This is a genomic window from Pseudomonas syringae group sp. 243L2 (assembly GCF_032587875.1).
Lineage (GTDB): Bacteria > Pseudomonadota > Gammaproteobacteria > Pseudomonadales > Pseudomonadaceae > Aquipseudomonas > Aquipseudomonas amygdali.
Window position 1 is genome coordinate 130,568 of record NZ_JAWHPL010000031.1, and the last position, 14,412, is coordinate 144,979.

At 56.8% G+C, this 14,412-nt stretch carries 11 protein-coding genes; all 11 read left to right on the plus strand.

The window, feature by feature from the left end; translation table 11 throughout:
• Window positions 1-50: 50 nt before the first annotated feature.
• The 11 genes from gyrA (at window position 51) to RYB66_RS20655 (ending at window position 14,356) form a co-directional block, all read left to right on the plus strand.
• Window positions 51-2,822, plus strand: a complete 2,772-nt coding sequence (gene gyrA / locus RYB66_RS20605) for a DNA gyrase subunit A (protein ID WP_316895324.1) — start codon at window positions 51-53, stop codon at window positions 2,820-2,822.
• 204 nt (window positions 2,823-3,026) lie between these two features.
• Window positions 3,027-4,112, plus strand: coding sequence for a 3-phosphoserine/phosphohydroxythreonine transaminase (gene serC / locus RYB66_RS20610; protein ID WP_316895326.1), 1,086 nt, complete (start codon window positions 3,027-3,029; stop codon window positions 4,110-4,112).
• A complete protein-coding gene (gene pheA / locus RYB66_RS20615) occupies window positions 4,112-5,206 on the plus strand; it encodes a prephenate dehydratase (protein WP_004665960.1) in 1,095 nt (364 codons plus the stop codon). The genes serC and pheA overlap by 1 nt, the downstream gene beginning before the upstream one ends.
• A gap of 114 nt (window positions 5,207-5,320) precedes the next feature.
• Window positions 5,321-6,868 (plus strand): prephenate dehydrogenase/arogenate dehydrogenase family protein, encoded by a 1,548-nt coding sequence (locus RYB66_RS20620; RefSeq protein WP_410478417.1) that lies wholly within the window; start codon window positions 5,321-5,323, stop codon window positions 6,866-6,868.
• Complete coding sequence (gene cmk, locus RYB66_RS20625; protein WP_002554563.1) at window positions 6,865-7,554, plus strand: (d)CMP kinase; 690 nt, start codon at window positions 6,865-6,867, stop codon at window positions 7,552-7,554. Before RYB66_RS20620 ends, cmk begins: the two co-directional genes overlap by 4 nt.
• A 121-nt stretch (window positions 7,555-7,675) precedes the next feature.
• A complete protein-coding gene (gene rpsA, locus RYB66_RS20630) occupies window positions 7,676-9,367 on the plus strand; it encodes a 30S ribosomal protein S1 (protein WP_002554562.1) in 1,692 nt (563 codons plus the stop codon).
• Window positions 9,368-9,687: 320 nt separating this feature from the next.
• Window positions 9,688-9,984 (plus strand): integration host factor subunit beta, encoded by a 297-nt coding sequence (ihfB, locus tag RYB66_RS20635; RefSeq protein ID WP_002554561.1) that lies wholly within the window; start codon window positions 9,688-9,690, stop codon window positions 9,982-9,984.
• Window positions 9,985-10,008: 24 nt separating this feature from the next.
• Window positions 10,009-10,251 carry a lipopolysaccharide assembly protein LapA domain-containing protein gene (locus tag RYB66_RS20640; RefSeq protein WP_004657309.1) on the plus strand — a complete coding sequence of 81 codons (243 nt, stop codon included), beginning with the start codon at window positions 10,009-10,011 and terminating at the stop codon, window positions 10,249-10,251.
• Between the two features lie 421 nt (window positions 10,252-10,672).
• Window positions 10,673-12,109, plus strand: a complete 1,437-nt coding sequence (locus RYB66_RS20645; protein WP_016981425.1) for an MBL fold metallo-hydrolase — start codon at window positions 10,673-10,675, stop codon at window positions 12,107-12,109.
• Window positions 12,110-12,366: 257 nt separating this feature from the next.
• The gene (locus RYB66_RS20650; RefSeq protein ID WP_016981424.1) at window positions 12,367-13,347 is read left to right on the plus strand and encodes a UDP-glucose 4-epimerase family protein; all 981 of its coding nucleotides are present in this window, start codon (window positions 12,367-12,369) and stop codon (window positions 13,345-13,347) included.
• Window positions 13,340-14,356, plus strand: a complete 1,017-nt coding sequence (locus RYB66_RS20655) for an MraY family glycosyltransferase (RefSeq protein WP_005744694.1) — start codon at window positions 13,340-13,342, stop codon at window positions 14,354-14,356. Before RYB66_RS20650 ends, RYB66_RS20655 begins: the two co-directional genes overlap by 8 nt.
• Window positions 14,357-14,412 lie beyond the last annotated feature (56 nt).

The following is a 14,412-nucleotide window of genomic DNA, read 5'->3' on the forward strand; positions in this document are numbered from 1 at the left end:
ACCCCGAATGGGTTTGCGAGGTTTCACCAGAAAAAGGAATCAGGCTTCTCATGGGCGAACTGGCCAAAGAAATCCTCCCGGTCAATATCGAAGACGAGCTGAAGCAGTCCTACCTCGACTACGCGATGAGCGTAATCGTCGGTCGAGCACTGCCCGATGCGCGCGACGGCTTGAAGCCCGTGCACCGGCGCGTGTTGTTCGCAATGAGCGAGCTGGGTAACGACTGGAACAAGCCGTACAAGAAATCCGCCCGTGTGGTTGGTGACGTGATCGGTAAGTATCACCCTCACGGCGATACGGCCGTGTACGACACCATCGTTCGTATGGCTCAGCCATTCTCGCTGCGCTACCTGCTGGTAGACGGTCAGGGCAACTTCGGTTCGGTCGATGGCGACAACGCTGCGGCCATGCGATACACCGAAGTGCGCATGACCAAGCTGGCGCACGAGCTGCTGGCCGACCTGCACAAGGAAACCGTGGACTGGGTGCCGAACTACGACGGCACCGAAATGATCCCCGCGGTCATGCCGACCCGTATTCCCAACCTGCTGGTCAACGGTTCCAGCGGTATCGCCGTGGGCATGGCGACCAACATTCCGCCGCACAACCTTGGTGAAGTCATCGACGGTTGCCTGGCATTGATCGACAACCCCGAGTTGACGATCGATGAGCTGATGCAGTACATCCCCGGCCCGGATTTCCCGACAGCGGCGATCATCAACGGCCGTGCGGGTATCATCGAAGCCTATCGCACGGGTCGTGGACGCATTTACATGCGTGCCCGCTCCATCGTCGAAGACATCGACAAGGTCGGCGGACGTCAGCAGATCGTCATCACCGAACTGCCGTACCAGCTTAACAAGGCACGTCTGATCGAGAAGATCGCCGAGCTGGTCAAGGAAAAGAAACTCGAAGGCATTACCGAGCTGCGTGACGAGTCCGACAAGGACGGTATGCGCGTGGTCATCGAGCTGCGTCGTGGCGAAGTGCCAGAGGTTGTTCTTAACAACCTTTATGCCCAGACCCAGCTGCAAAGCGTTTTCGGTATCAACATCGTTGCCCTGATTGACGGCCGTCCACGCATCCTTAACCTCAAGGACCTGCTGGAAGCCTTTGTTCGTCACCGTCGCGAAGTGGTTACCCGCCGTACCGTATTCGAGCTGCGCAAGGCGCGTGAGCGTGGCCATATCCTTGAAGGTCAGGCTGTTGCGTTGTCCAACATCGACCCGGTCATCGCCCTCATCAAGGCCTCTCCGACACCTGCAGAAGCCAAGGAGGCGTTGATCAAGACGCCTTGGGAATCAAGCGCAGTGGTCGAAATGGTCGAGCGTGCAGGTGCCGATTCGTGCCGCCCTGAGAACCTGGACCCGCAATACGGTCTGCGTGAAGGCAAGTATTTCCTGTCACCGGAACAGGCTCAGGCCATTCTGGAACTGCGTCTGCATCGCCTGACCGGTCTGGAGCACGAGAAGCTGCTGGGCGAGTACCAGGAAATCCTCAACCAGATCGGCGAGCTGATCCGCATCCTCAACAGCGCAACGCGCCTGATGGAAGTGATCCGCGAAGAGCTGGAAGTGATCCGCTCCGAGTACGGCGATGCCCGTCGTACCGAGATTCTCGATGCACGTCTGGACCTGACCCTGGGTGACCTGATCACCGAAGAAGAGCGAGTGGTCACCATCTCCCATGGCGGCTATGCCAAGACCCAGCCATTGGCGGTCTATCAGGCTCAGCGTCGTGGCGGCAAGGGCAAATCGGCCACCGGCATCAAGGATGAGGATTACATTGCTCACCTGCTGGTCGCCAACAGCCACACAACACTGCTGATGTTCTCCAGCAAGGGCAAGGTGTACTGGCTCAAGACCTATGAGATCCCGGAAGCGTCCCGCGCTGCCCGTGGTCGTCCGTTGGTCAACCTGTTGCCGCTGAGCGACGGCGAATACATCACCACCATGCTGCCGGTTGACCTCGAAGCCATGCGCAAGCGTGCCGACGAAGAAGGCGAAGCCCTTGAAGGCGAACTGGACGACGCGGAAAACAGCAGCGAGACCGAAGAAGAGCGCAAGGTCCGTATCAAGGCCGCCGACAAGAAGAAGGCTCCGTTCATCTTCATGTCCACCGCCAACGGTACCGTCAAGAAGACCCCGCTGGTTGCATTCAGCCGTCAACGTAGCTCGGGCCTCATTGCCCTTGAGCTGGACGAGGGCGACATCCTGATCTCCGCTGCCATTACCGATGGCGAACAGGAAATCATGCTGTTCTCCGATGGCGGCAAAGTGACCCGCTTCAAGGAATCCGATGTGCGCGCCATGGGGCGTACCGCTCGCGGCGTGCGTGGCATGCGTCTGCCAGAAGGGCAAAAGCTCATTTCGATGCTGATCCCGGAAGAGGGCAGTCAGATCCTCACCGCTTCCGAGCGCGGTTACGGCAAGCGTACGGCCATTTCCGAGTTCCCTGAGTACAAGCGCGGCGGTCAGGGTGTCATCGCCATGGTCAGCAACGAGCGTAACGGCCGTCTGGTTGGCGCAGTTCAGGTGCTTGATGGCGAAGAAATCATGCTGATTTCCGATCAGGGCACGCTGGTGCGTACCCGGGTGGGCGAAGTGTCCAGTCTGGGCCGTAACACTCAGGGCGTGACCCTGATCAAGCTGGCCAGCGACGAGAAACTGGTCGGTCTGGAGCGTGTTCAGGAGCCTTCGGAGGTCGAAGGCGAAGAAGTTATCGATGGCGTGATCGTCGATGCCGCTGAAGTGGAAGTGGACAATGCCGGTGAAGACCTGCAAGCGGACGCTGCGCCAGATGAAGACGAACCGCAGAACTGAGCTGTAACGTAAATCAGGTAAGGGCTGGCTCGTCTGTGAGTGCATGTGCATTCCAGGCAAGTCCAGCCCTTGCAACATTCGGCCAGCCCTGCAGCCGGATCAGAATTTCAGCAAGGAGCTGCCAGTCGCTGCGGCGTCTGTCTGCTCGTGGCAAGCAACCAGAAACAAGCGCGTACAGACCCAACGTATTTGACGAGAGTGGATATGAGCAAGCGAGCCTTTAACTTCTGCGCAGGTCCTGCTGCGCTTCCTGAAGCTGTTCTGCTGCGTGCCCAGTCGGAACTCCTCGACTGGCACGGCAAAGGCCTTTCCGTCATGGAAATGAGCCACCGCAGTGACGAGTTCGTCTCCATTGCCACCAAGGCCGAGCAGGATCTGCGCGATCTGCTGTCCATCCCCTCCAATTACAAAGTGCTGTTCCTGCAAGGCGGCGCGAGCCAGCAGTTCGCGCAGATTGCGCTGAACCTGCTGCCGGAAAACGGCAAGGCCGACTACATCGATACCGGCATCTGGTCGCAGAAGGCTATCGACGAGGCATCGCGCTATGGCACGGTCAACGTCGCCGCCAGCGCCAAGCCTTACGACTACTTTGCCATTCCCGGTCAGAACGAGTGGAAGCTGTCCAAGGATGCTGCCTACGTTCACTACGCGCCAAACGAAACCATTGGTGGTCTGGAATTCAACTGGATTCCCGAAACCGGCGACGTGCCGCTGGTGGCTGACATGTCTTCGGACATCCTCTCGCGTCCGGTGGACATCTCGCGTTTCGGCATGATCTACGCCGGTGCCCAGAAGAACATCGGCCCGAGCGGCATCGTGGTGGTGATCATTCGTGAAGACCTGCTGGGCCGCGCACGTTCGCTGTGCCCGACCATGCTCGACTACAAAGTCGCTGCCGACAATGGCTCGATGTACAACACGCCGCCGACTCTCGCCTGGTACCTGTCGGGGCTGGTCTTCGAATGGCTCAAGGAGCAGGGCGGTGTCGAGGCAATCGGCAAGCGCAACGATATCAAGCAGCGCACGCTGTATGACTTCATCGACGCCAGCGAGCTGTACAGCAACCCCATCAACAAGCCTGATCGTTCGTGGATGAACGTACCGTTCCGTCTGGCTGACGATCGCCTCGACAAGCCTTTCCTGGCAGGTGCTGATGCAAACGGCCTGCTCAACCTCAAAGGCCATCGCTCGGTGGGCGGCATGCGTGCGTCCATCTACAACGCTGTCGATATCAACGCGGTCAACGCGCTGGTGGCCTACATGAAAGATTTCGAGAAGGAGCACGGCTGATGTCCGAGCAAGAACTCAAGGCGCTTCGCGTCCGTATCGACAGCCTCGATGAGAAAGTTCTGGAGCTGATCAGCGAGCGTGCCCGCTGCGCCCAGGAAGTGGCCAGGGTCAAGATGTCCTCGCTGGCGGAAGGCGAAGTGCCTGTGTTCTACCGTCCGGAGCGCGAAGCTGCGGTGCTGAGGCGAGTCATGGACCGCAATCGTGGTCCGTTGAGCAACGAAGAGATGGCGCGTCTGTTCCGCGAAATCATGTCTTCCTGCCTCGCATTGGAGCAGCCGCTCAAGGTCGCCTATCTCGGGCCTGAGGGGACGTTCACCCAGGCCGCGGCGATGAAGCATTTCGGGCATGCAGTCATCAGTCTGCCGATGGCTGCGATTGACGAAGTGTTTCGTGAAGTGGTTGCCGGTGCCGTGAATTTTGGCGTGGTCCCGGTGGAAAACTCCACCGAAGGCGCGGTCAACCATACGCTCGACAGCTTTCTTGAGCACGACATGGTGATCTGTGGAGAAGTCGAGCTGCGTATCCACCACCATTTGCTGGTTGGCGAAAGCACCAAGACGCAAAGCATTTCGCGCATTTATTCTCACGCTCAGTCGCTGGCCCAGTGCCGCAAATGGCTGGATGCTCATTACCCGAATGTCGAACGTGTGGCCGTTGCCAGCAACGCCGAAGCCGCCAAGCGGGTCAAGGGCGAGTGGAATTCGGCGGCTATCGCTGGCGATATGGCGGCAGGCCTGTATGGTCTGACGCGTCTTGCGGAAAAGATCGAAGATCGCCCGGACAACTCCACGCGCTTCCTCATCATCGGCAACCAGGAAGTCCCGCCGACCGGCGATGACAAGACCTCGATCATTGTGTCGATGAGCAACAAGCCGGGTGCGCTGCACGAGCTGCTGGTGCCGTTTCACGAGAGCGGTCTGGACCTGACACGCATCGAAACCCGCCCGTCGCGCAGTGGCAAGTGGACTTACGTGTTTTTCATCGACTTTGTCGGCCATCACCAGGACCCGCTGGTCAAGGCCGTGCTGGAAAAAATCAGCAGTGAAGCCGTTGCCTTGAAGGTGCTGGGTTCCTACCCGAAAGCGGTTCTTTGAGGGCGTTGTACATGATCCGTTTGTTTGTTGTCTTGTCGGGCTTTCAGGTGTGTTCGCGTGGTTGATGTGATTTCGGAACAACCTGCCCGGCCGTTGATCGGTCGTCTGGTGGTCGTGGGGCTTGGGCTGATCGGCGGCTCCTTTGCCAAGGGCGTGCGCGAAAGCGGCCTGTGTCGCGAAGTCGTCGGCGTCGATCTTGATCCGCAGTCGCGAAAGCTGGCTGTCGAACTGGGGGTAGTGGATCGCTGTGAGGCCGATCTTGCCGTGGCCTGTCATGGTGCCGACGTGATTCAGTTGGCGGTGCCGATTCTGGCTATGGAAAAGCTCCTCGCGCTGCTTGCGCCGCTGGATCTAGGTAACGCAATTCTCACCGATGTCGGCAGTGCCAAAGGCAATGTGGTCAGCGCTGCGCACCAGGCATTCGGCCATATGCCGACACGTTTTGTGCCCGGGCATCCGATTGCCGGGTCCGAGCAGAGCGGCGTTGAAGCATCCAATGCGGCGCTGTTCAGGCGTCATAAAGTCATTCTGACTCCGCTGGCTGAGACCGATCCTCAAGCGGTGGCGATTGTCGACCGGTTGTGGTCTGCCTTGGGCGCCGATGTCGAGCACATGCAGGTCGAGCGTCACGATGAGGTGTTGGCTGCAACCAGCCATCTGCCGCATTTGCTGGCATTCGGTCTGGTCGACTCACTGGCCAAGCGTAATGAAAACCTGGACATATTCAGGTATGCCGCTGGCGGTTTTCGTGATTTCACGCGTATCGCAGGCAGCGATCCGACCATGTGGCACGACATCTTCATGGCCAATCGGCAGGCAGTACTGCGCACGCTGGACAGCTTTCGTACGGATCTCGATGCCTTGCGCGATGCGGTAGACGCTGGCGATGGCGCACAACTGAAGGATGTGTTCACCCGCGCTCGCGCAGCCAGGGAGCATTTCGGCAGAATTCTGGCCAGTCGTGCCCGGGTCGATACAGCGTCTGGCGACCATCGTGAGGTTCGCGGCGGGCCTGCGGATGGCGTGAGCCACCACATCAAAGGGCCGGTGGATGTCATGTCTGCGGTGCTGTTCATGGTGGCAACGTCGATCAGCGAAGGGTGCGACTTGCTGCTCGAGGACGTTCCGGTCAGTTCCCCTTGTGAGGGGGCGATCGATATCCTGCGCCTGATGGGCGGCGACATCGTGCTGCAAAATATCCGCAAACTGGCGAGCGGGACGCTCGCAGACCTGCATGTCCGCTCCGCCCGGCTGAAAGGGGCTGATATTCCTGAAGCGCTGGTGCCATTGGCGATCAATACATTTCCGGTGCTGCTTGTTGCCGCAGCGTGTGCAGAAGGGCGTACCATTCTGCGCGGCGCACAGGCGCTGCAAGCCGACGAGTCAGAGTGCGTCAGGCTGATGGCCGATGGTCTGCTGGCTCTGGGTATCGAGGCCGAGCCTGTGCTGGATGGCATTATTATCGAAGGCGATGTGCCAGGTGGCGGCGAGGTTGATGCTCGCAGCGATCAGCGTATCGTCATGGCGTTTCGCGTTGCATCGTTGAGGGCTTCGGCGCCCATCCGTATTCAAGCGTGCGCGGATGCCGCCGCATCGTTTCCCCATTTTCTGGCGCTGTGCGCTCAAGTTGGCATGCGTGTAGCGCAAGAGGACAAAAAGTGAAAATCAAAGCTCCCGTTATCACCATCGACGGACCCAGCGGTTCCGGAAAGGGCACTGTAGCCGGATTGCTGGCCAGAAAACTCGGCTGGTGCCTGCTTGATTCCGGTGCGCTGTATCGTCTGCTGGCTTTTGCCGCGCGCAATCATGGCGTGGACCTGACCAATGAAGAAGCGCTCAAGCTTCTGGCCGCTCACCTGGATGTCCAGTTCGAAGCGACTGCGGCAGGGCAGGGGCAGCGCATCATTCTGGAAGGCGAGGATGTCACCCACGCCATTCGCAACGAGCAGGTAGGCAGTGGTGCGTCTCAGGTGGCTTCGCTGCCGGCGGTGCGCGACGCCTTGCTGTTGCGCCAGCGCGCTTTTCAGGAGGAGCCGGGCCTTGTTGCGGATGGTCGCGACATGGGCACCGTGGTGTTCCCGGATGCACCACTGAAGATATTCCTCACTGCCAGTGCCGAGGAGCGTGCGCGCAGGCGTTACTTGCAGTTGAAGGCCAAGGGCGATGATGTTAGTCTGTCGAGTCTGCTAGATGAGATATGTGCACGCGACGAGCGTGACACCCAGCGAGCGGTAGCCCCGCTGAAGCCGGCGCACGACGCCATACAGCTGGATTCCACTGAATTGTCCATCGAGCAGGTGCTGGAACGCATTCTGAGCGAAATCGCGCTTCGCGGTATCGCCGGATGACGAAGAAGCGTGTGGGAGACCAGTCATAGTCCCGCAGGCTTTCTTTTACTTGAACGAAACCCACGTTGTCTGGAGCGTGGCAGATGGGCGTATTCTTCGCCCTTGATCAACAGGAATTAAAATGAGCGAAAGCTTTGCAGAACTTTTTGAAGAAAGCCTAAAGACCCTCAACCTTCAGGCTGGTTCGATCATCACCGCTATCATCGTGGATATCGACTACCAGGCAGGTTGGGTTACGGTTCACGCCGGTCTGAAATCTGAAGGCCTCATCCCGCTGGAACAGTTCCACAACGACGCTGGCGAGCTGACCATCAAGATCGGCGATGAAGTTCACGTTGCGCTGGACGCGGTCGAAGATGGCTTTGGCGAAACCAAGCTGTCCCGCGAAAAAGCCAAGCGTGCCGAGTGCTGGATCGTTCTGGAAGCGGCTTTCGCAGCTGAAGAAGTGGTCAAGGGCGTTATCAACGGTAAGGTTAAAGGCGGCTTCACTGTCGACGTTAACGGCATCCGTGCGTTCCTGCCTGGTTCTCTGGTTGACGTCCGCCCTGTGCGTGACACGACTCACCTGGAAGGCAAAGAGCTCGAGTTCAAGGTCATCAAGCTGGACCAGAAGCGCAACAACGTTGTCGTTTCCCGTCGCAGTGTCCTGGAAGCCGAGAACAGTGCCGAGCGCGAAGCTCTGCTCGAGTCCCTGCAGGAAGGCCAACAGGTCAAGGGTATCGTCAAGAACCTCACCGATTACGGCGCATTCGTCGATCTGGGTGGCGTCGATGGCCTGCTGCACATCACCGACATGGCCTGGAAGCGCATCAAGCATCCATCGGAAATCGTCAACGTTGGCGATGAGATCGATGTAAAGGTCCTGAAGTACGATCGCGAGCGCAATCGTGTTTCCCTGGGTCTGAAGCAACTGGGTGAAGATCCATGGGTTGCTATCAAGGCTCGCTACCCGGAAAGCACCCGCGTTACCGCGCGTGTTACCAACCTGACCGACTACGGCTGCTTCGCAGAGCTGGAAGAAGGCGTGGAAGGCCTGGTACACGTTTCCGAAATGGACTGGACCAACAAGAACATCCATCCTTCGAAAGTCGTTCAGGTTGGCGACGAAGTGGAAGTCATGGTTCTGGACATCGACGAAGAGCGTCGTCGTATCTCCCTCGGCATCAAACAGTGCAAATCCAACCCATGGGAAGATTTCTCTGGCCAGTTCAACAAGGGCGATAAAATCTCCGGCACCATCAAGTCGATCACCGATTTCGGTATCTTCATTGGTCTGGACGGCGGCATCGACGGCCTGGTTCACCTGTCCGATATCTCTTGGAACGAAGTGGGCGAAGAAGCCGTACGTCGCTTCAAGAAGGGCGATGAGCTCGACACCGTGATCCTGTCTGTTGATCCTGAGCGTGAGCGCATCTCACTGGGTATCAAGCAGCTGGAAAGCGATCCGTTCTCCGAGTACGTCACTGTCAATGACAAGGGCGCTATCGTTCGCGGTATCGTTAAAGAAGTTGACGCCAAAGGCGCCATCATCACCCTGGCCGACGACATCGAAGCGACCCTCAAAGCCTCCGAAATCAGCCGTGACCGCGTTGAAGACGCGCGTAACGTTCTGAAAGAAGGCGAAGAGATCGAAGCCAAGATCATCAGCGTTGACCGCAAGAGCCGTGTAATCAGCTTGTCCATCAAGTCGAAAGACGTTGAAGACGAGAAAGAAGCCATTCAGAGCCTGCGTAGCAAGCCTGAAGTCGCTGAAAGCACTGGTCCTACCACCATTGGTGACCTGCTGCGCGCGCAAATGGAAAAACAGAACTAAGTTCTGCTTGACCACAAAAAGGACGACTTCGGTCGTCCTTTTTTATTTCTGCTGCTAAGGCCTCACAGGCCCTTGTTTCAGGAATGTCTGCACATGCACTGCCCTAGCTGCCAAATGTCTTCAGTGGCCTCTCAGGCCGTCTCTATTCTTCGAATGCTTCAGCTCCCTTCCGATACGTCTCGCCTGTAATGTGGGTGTAATCTTTTCATGCCTGGTAGACAGTGTTGAACATAAGTCAATAGATGGGCTGTTCAAATTCATCCGGTCATGCTAAAACCTTCCAAGCGCTGATCTAGCTGCTTGAAAAAGAAGGGAAAAATATGACGAAGTCGGAGTTGATCGAACGAATTGTCACCCATCAAGGGCTGCTCTCATCCAAGGATGTCGAGCTGGCCATCAAGACCATGCTTGAACAAATGTCCCAGTGCCTGGCGACCGGTGACCGAATTGAAATTCGGGGCTTTGGCAGCTTTTCGCTGCATTACCGTGCACCGCGAGTAGGGCGCAACCCGAAGACCGGTCAGTCGGTCAGCCTCGACGGCAAGTTTGTCCCGCATTTCAAGCCGGGCAAAGAGCTGCGGGATCGGGTCAATGAGGATGAAGAAGAGGGCTTTTGAAGCCATTCACCACAGGATCATCAGATGCGTATCTTCAAACGAGTCATTTTGATCGTCGCCGTGTTGCTTGCTGTTTTGGCAACAGCCGTGTTCGTTCTTGAAAACCGGCAATCTGTCGCGGTAACTTTTTTCGGCTGGTCAGCGCCTCAGCTTCCGTTGGCATTGCCTGTTGTCCTCGCTCTGCTGCTGGGCATGATTATCGGCCCAGTGCTGACATGGATAACCAGTCTTCGAAAAAAACGTGCGCCTTCCCCTCGCTCCGTCTGAGCATCACAGCAGCGCTGATCAGGCGTCGCCGCAGGCATTTCTGGCGACGTGATATGCGTATTCTCCACGCCCTTGCGCTCAATTGAATGCCATGCGGCGTTTTGAGGCTGGCGTGTAATTCATGTCTATAGTCGGTATTTTTCAAAAAAAGCCGACTTATAATTCTGTCAGTTTATTCTTATGTTTTACGAGGAATAGTTACTTCGGTATGTAGGAATATTCTCTTTTTTAATTAAGGTGCCCATTCTAAAGGGCTATCCGGTTATCTTCTTTAGCAGCGTCTATTGCTGCTGTTCTGACGGCTTTGTGTCAAGTCTTGAAAATAAGCCTTTCACGTGCAGAATGCGCCGAAACTTACTGTTCAGATCCGATGCCGGATGTTGCAAACATCAAGTGAAGGCTGGCAAGAAAAGGTGACTGCATGTCTTATCCGGAAATTATTCATCATGGCGCTGTCGATACGGTAACGGGCTCATGCCATCAACTGTGTATGGATGCCTCGAGTAACCTGTTGATCGACTGCGGCTCGGTGCAGGAGCGCGGTGAGCGTGCCGCCTCGTTCGGGTTCGATCCCGAGACGATCAGGGCGCTGCTGGTCACCCATGTGCACAATGACCATGTCGGGCGTATCCCCGAGTTGCTGGCCTCTGGCTACAAGGGACCCATACTGTGCAGCGAGCCCAGTGCTCATCTGCTGCCACTGGTCATGGAAGATATTCTGAAGATCGAGTTTGCGCATGACCCCGAACAAATACAGCGCTACCTGGAGCTCATCAACAAGAGAATCATCGCGCTGCCATTCGATAACTGGTTCAGTCTGGTCGATCACGAAACATTGCGCTGCCGGGTTCGTCTGCAGCGTGCCGGACATATACTCGGTTCTGCCTATATCGAGTGCGATCTGCATTACCCTGTGCAAGAGCGTTCCATGCGTGTGGTGTTCTCCGGTGATCTGGGCGCAAGTCATACACCGTTTCTGCCCGCCCCCAAGCCTCCCGAGCGCGCGGATGTTCTGATTCTGGAAAGCACTTACGGTGATCGCCTTCACGAGGATCGCAGCATTCGCCAGCAAGCACTTGAGCAGATCATTGACAAGGCACTCGAAGATAACGGCACCGTTCTGATACCTGCGTTCAGCATCGGCCGTACTCAGGAATTGCTCTACGAGCTGGAGGACATTCTGCGGCGCAAAATGCCGTTGAATCACTCTGTCGAAAACAGTGCGCTCCCGGCTGGAGGTGAAGTAACGCCTGCCGATTGGTCGAGATTGCCGATCATTCTTGACTCACCTCTGGCGAGCCGGTTCACGAAGGTTTATCAGGCATTCGAAGACTATTGGGATGAGGATGCCCGGCTAAGGCTTGACGCTGGCAGGAAGCCGCTGGGTTTCGAGCAGCTGATCACCGTCGATACGCATGAGGAGCACCTGCGTACAGTCAACTACCTGACCAGCACTGCGCGTCCGGCCATCGTGATTGCCGGCAACGGCATGTGCGCCGGCGGCAGAATTGTCAATTACCTGAAAGCCATGTTGGGCGATGCCAGGCATAACGTGGTGTTTGTCGGCTATCAGGGCAAGGGGACACCCGGTGCAGCCATTCAGATGCACGGTCCTTTGGGTGGCTATGTCGAACTGGATCGTGAACGCGTTGATATCCACGCAGGGGTTCATACTGCCAAAGGCTACTCCGCCCATGCGGATCAGGCAGGACTTGTCAGTTTCGTGACCGGCATGAAAGAGTGGCCTGCGCAGATTCGACTGGTGCATGGCGAGGCAACTGCGAAAAAGATGCTGGGGAATATTCTGGGTCGTAAATACGCGCTTGAAAAAAGAACCGTGGAACTGCTTATTCCTTGAGGGGCGAGCGCGCTAGTTACGGTTGGGGTGTAATTGAATTTTCGAGGTGTGCACCTGACCCGGTTTAGTGTAAATCACCTCTGGTCCACACTGAAGACCGGAGGGCACTGATGCAGGGATTTATACAGTTGATTCAGGTACGTTGCCGAAAAGGGTTCTTACGCCAGCTGGAAAGTTATAAAATGAATTGAAGATATTTCAGTTGTCAAAAAGCGTCATATACGGAATATTTGGCTAATTTGGAAGGGCGTTCTTGCATGAGCGGTGATGTTGCATTGGTTGCAATAACAGGTGCGACAGGTTTCGTGGGCAGTGCTGTGGTGCGCCGATTGATCGAGCACACCGGTCATTCTGTTCGGGTCGCGGTGCGGGGGGCCTATAGCTGCTCTTCAGAACGCATCAATGTTGTCAGCGCAGAGTCTCTGGCCCCGGATAACCAATGGGCTGATCTTGTGAACGGGGCGCATGTAGTTATTCATTGTGCTGCCCGGGTCCATGTACTCAATGAGACTGCTGACGAGCCGGATCAGGAATACTTTCGCGCCAATGTCACTGCGACGCTGAATCTTGCCGAGCAAGCTGCAGCAGCGGGGGTCAGGCGCTTTATCTTCCTCAGCTCCATCAAGGCCAACGGCGAGTTCACCCATCCCGGTGCGCCGTTCAGAGCCGACGATCCCTGTAATCCACTGGACGCTTATGGCGTTTCCAAGCAGAAGGCCGAGGAGGGGCTACGCGAGCTTTCTGCCCGATCCGGTATGCAGGTTGTGATTATTCGTCCGGTTCTGGTCTACGGCCCGGGAGTCAAGGCCAACTTCAAGAGCATGATGCGCTGGCTCGACAAAGGGCTGCCGCTTCCGCTCGGGTCCATTAATAATCGTCGAAGCCTGGTGGCGGTGGATAATCTGGCTGATCTGGTCATGGTCTGCGTCGATCATCCTGCTGCAGGTGACCAGACATTTCTGGTCAGTGACGGGGACGACCTGTCCACTACCCGACTTCTGCGTGAAATGGGCAAGGCCCTCGGAAAACCGGCCCGCTTGCTGCCGGTGCCTGCAGGGCTGTTGAAAAGCGCTGCTGCATTGCTTGGCAAGAAAGCCTTTTCACAACGGTTATGCAGCTCGCTGCAGGTCGATATCAGTAAAACCTGTACGATGCTGGACTGGCATCCACCTGTGAGTATTGAACACGCCATGCAGGATACTGCTCGATATTATCTGGAACACGACAAACATGATTGAGTGGCTGTCAGTCATTGCTATTGCCTTTGTGTCTCTGCTTCTGACGGCGTTGCTGCGCAAGTATGCCCTCGCCAGAAGTTTGATCGACGTTCCAAATGCCCGCAGCTCACATTCCACGCCTACACCCAGGGGCGGTGGCGTTTCTATCGTCGTTACCTTTGTCATGGCGATGGCAGTTCTGGCTTGGGCGGGGGATCTATCTGCATCGGCTTTTGCTGCAATCGTCGGCTCGGGAGGGCTGGTCGCCGTGATCGGTTTCATGGACGATCATGGGCACATCGCCGCACGATGGCGCCTGCTGGGGCATTTTTTTGCCGCTGCCTGGGCGTTGTTCTGGCTGGACGGGCTCGCTCCGGTTGACATCATGGGGTGGACATTCACCCCTGGCGCAGTCGGCCAGGTACTCGCGGCGTTCTACCTGGTATGGATGTTGAATCTTTATAACTTCATGGACGGTATTGACGGGATCGCCGGTATCGAGGCAGTTACGGTGTGCCTGGGCATGAGCATCATTTATGCGCTCGGTGACTATGTCGGGCTGTCGTTGGAGGTGCTTTTGCTGGCCGCCGCCGTTGCCGGTTTCCTTTATTGGAATTTTCCGCCGGCGAAGATATTCATGGGCGATGCAGGCAGCGGATTTCTCGGAATAGTGCTCGGTGTGCTATCCATTCAGGGTTCCTGGGCCTCGCCTCAGTTACTCTGGTCCTGGCTGATTCTGCTGGGTGTGTTTATTGTCGACGCCACGGTAACGCTTGTCCGGCGTCTGTTGCGCAAGGAAAAGCTCTATGAGGCCCATCGCAGCCATGCTTATCAGTTCGCGTCACGTCATTACGGCAGGCATTCGCCGGTCACGCTGGCTGTGGGGCTGATCAATCTGGTCTGGTTGTTACCTATTGCGATGTGGGTGGCACTGGGCGATGGCGAAGGGCTGATATGGACGGTAATTGCGTACATCCCTCTTGTTTTTCTGGCGCTAAGGTTCCGCGCCGGTGAGGCGGAAATCAGGTAACGAAGCGGTTTTCTGGTTGTCTCAGGCTCGTAGCTGTTTCACAGATACTGGTATGA

What these genes read in the sequence shown, in the direction of transcription:
- RYB66_RS20655 (WP_005744694.1), top strand. Translation starts at nt 13,340, where the DNA reads ATGATTGAGTGGCTGTCAGTCATTGCTATTGCCTTTGTGTCTCTGCTT.
- gyrA (WP_316895324.1), top strand. Translation starts at nt 51, where the DNA reads ATGGGCGAACTGGCCAAAGAAATCCTCCCGGTCAATATCGAAGACGAG.
- RYB66_RS20640 (WP_004657309.1), top strand. Translation starts at nt 10,009, where the DNA reads ATGCGTATCTTCAAACGAGTCATTTTGATCGTCGCCGTGTTGCTTGCT.
- rpsA (WP_002554562.1), top strand. Translation starts at nt 7,676, where the DNA reads ATGAGCGAAAGCTTTGCAGAACTTTTTGAAGAAAGCCTAAAGACCCTC.
- RYB66_RS20650 (WP_016981424.1), top strand. Translation starts at nt 12,367, where the DNA reads ATGAGCGGTGATGTTGCATTGGTTGCAATAACAGGTGCGACAGGTTTC.
- pheA (WP_004665960.1), top strand. Translation starts at nt 4,112, where the DNA reads ATGTCCGAGCAAGAACTCAAGGCGCTTCGCGTCCGTATCGACAGCCTC.
- ihfB (WP_002554561.1), top strand. Translation starts at nt 9,688, where the DNA reads ATGACGAAGTCGGAGTTGATCGAACGAATTGTCACCCATCAAGGGCTG.
- RYB66_RS20645 (WP_016981425.1), top strand. Translation starts at nt 10,673, where the DNA reads ATGTCTTATCCGGAAATTATTCATCATGGCGCTGTCGATACGGTAACG.
- serC (WP_316895326.1), top strand. Translation starts at nt 3,027, where the DNA reads ATGAGCAAGCGAGCCTTTAACTTCTGCGCAGGTCCTGCTGCGCTTCCT.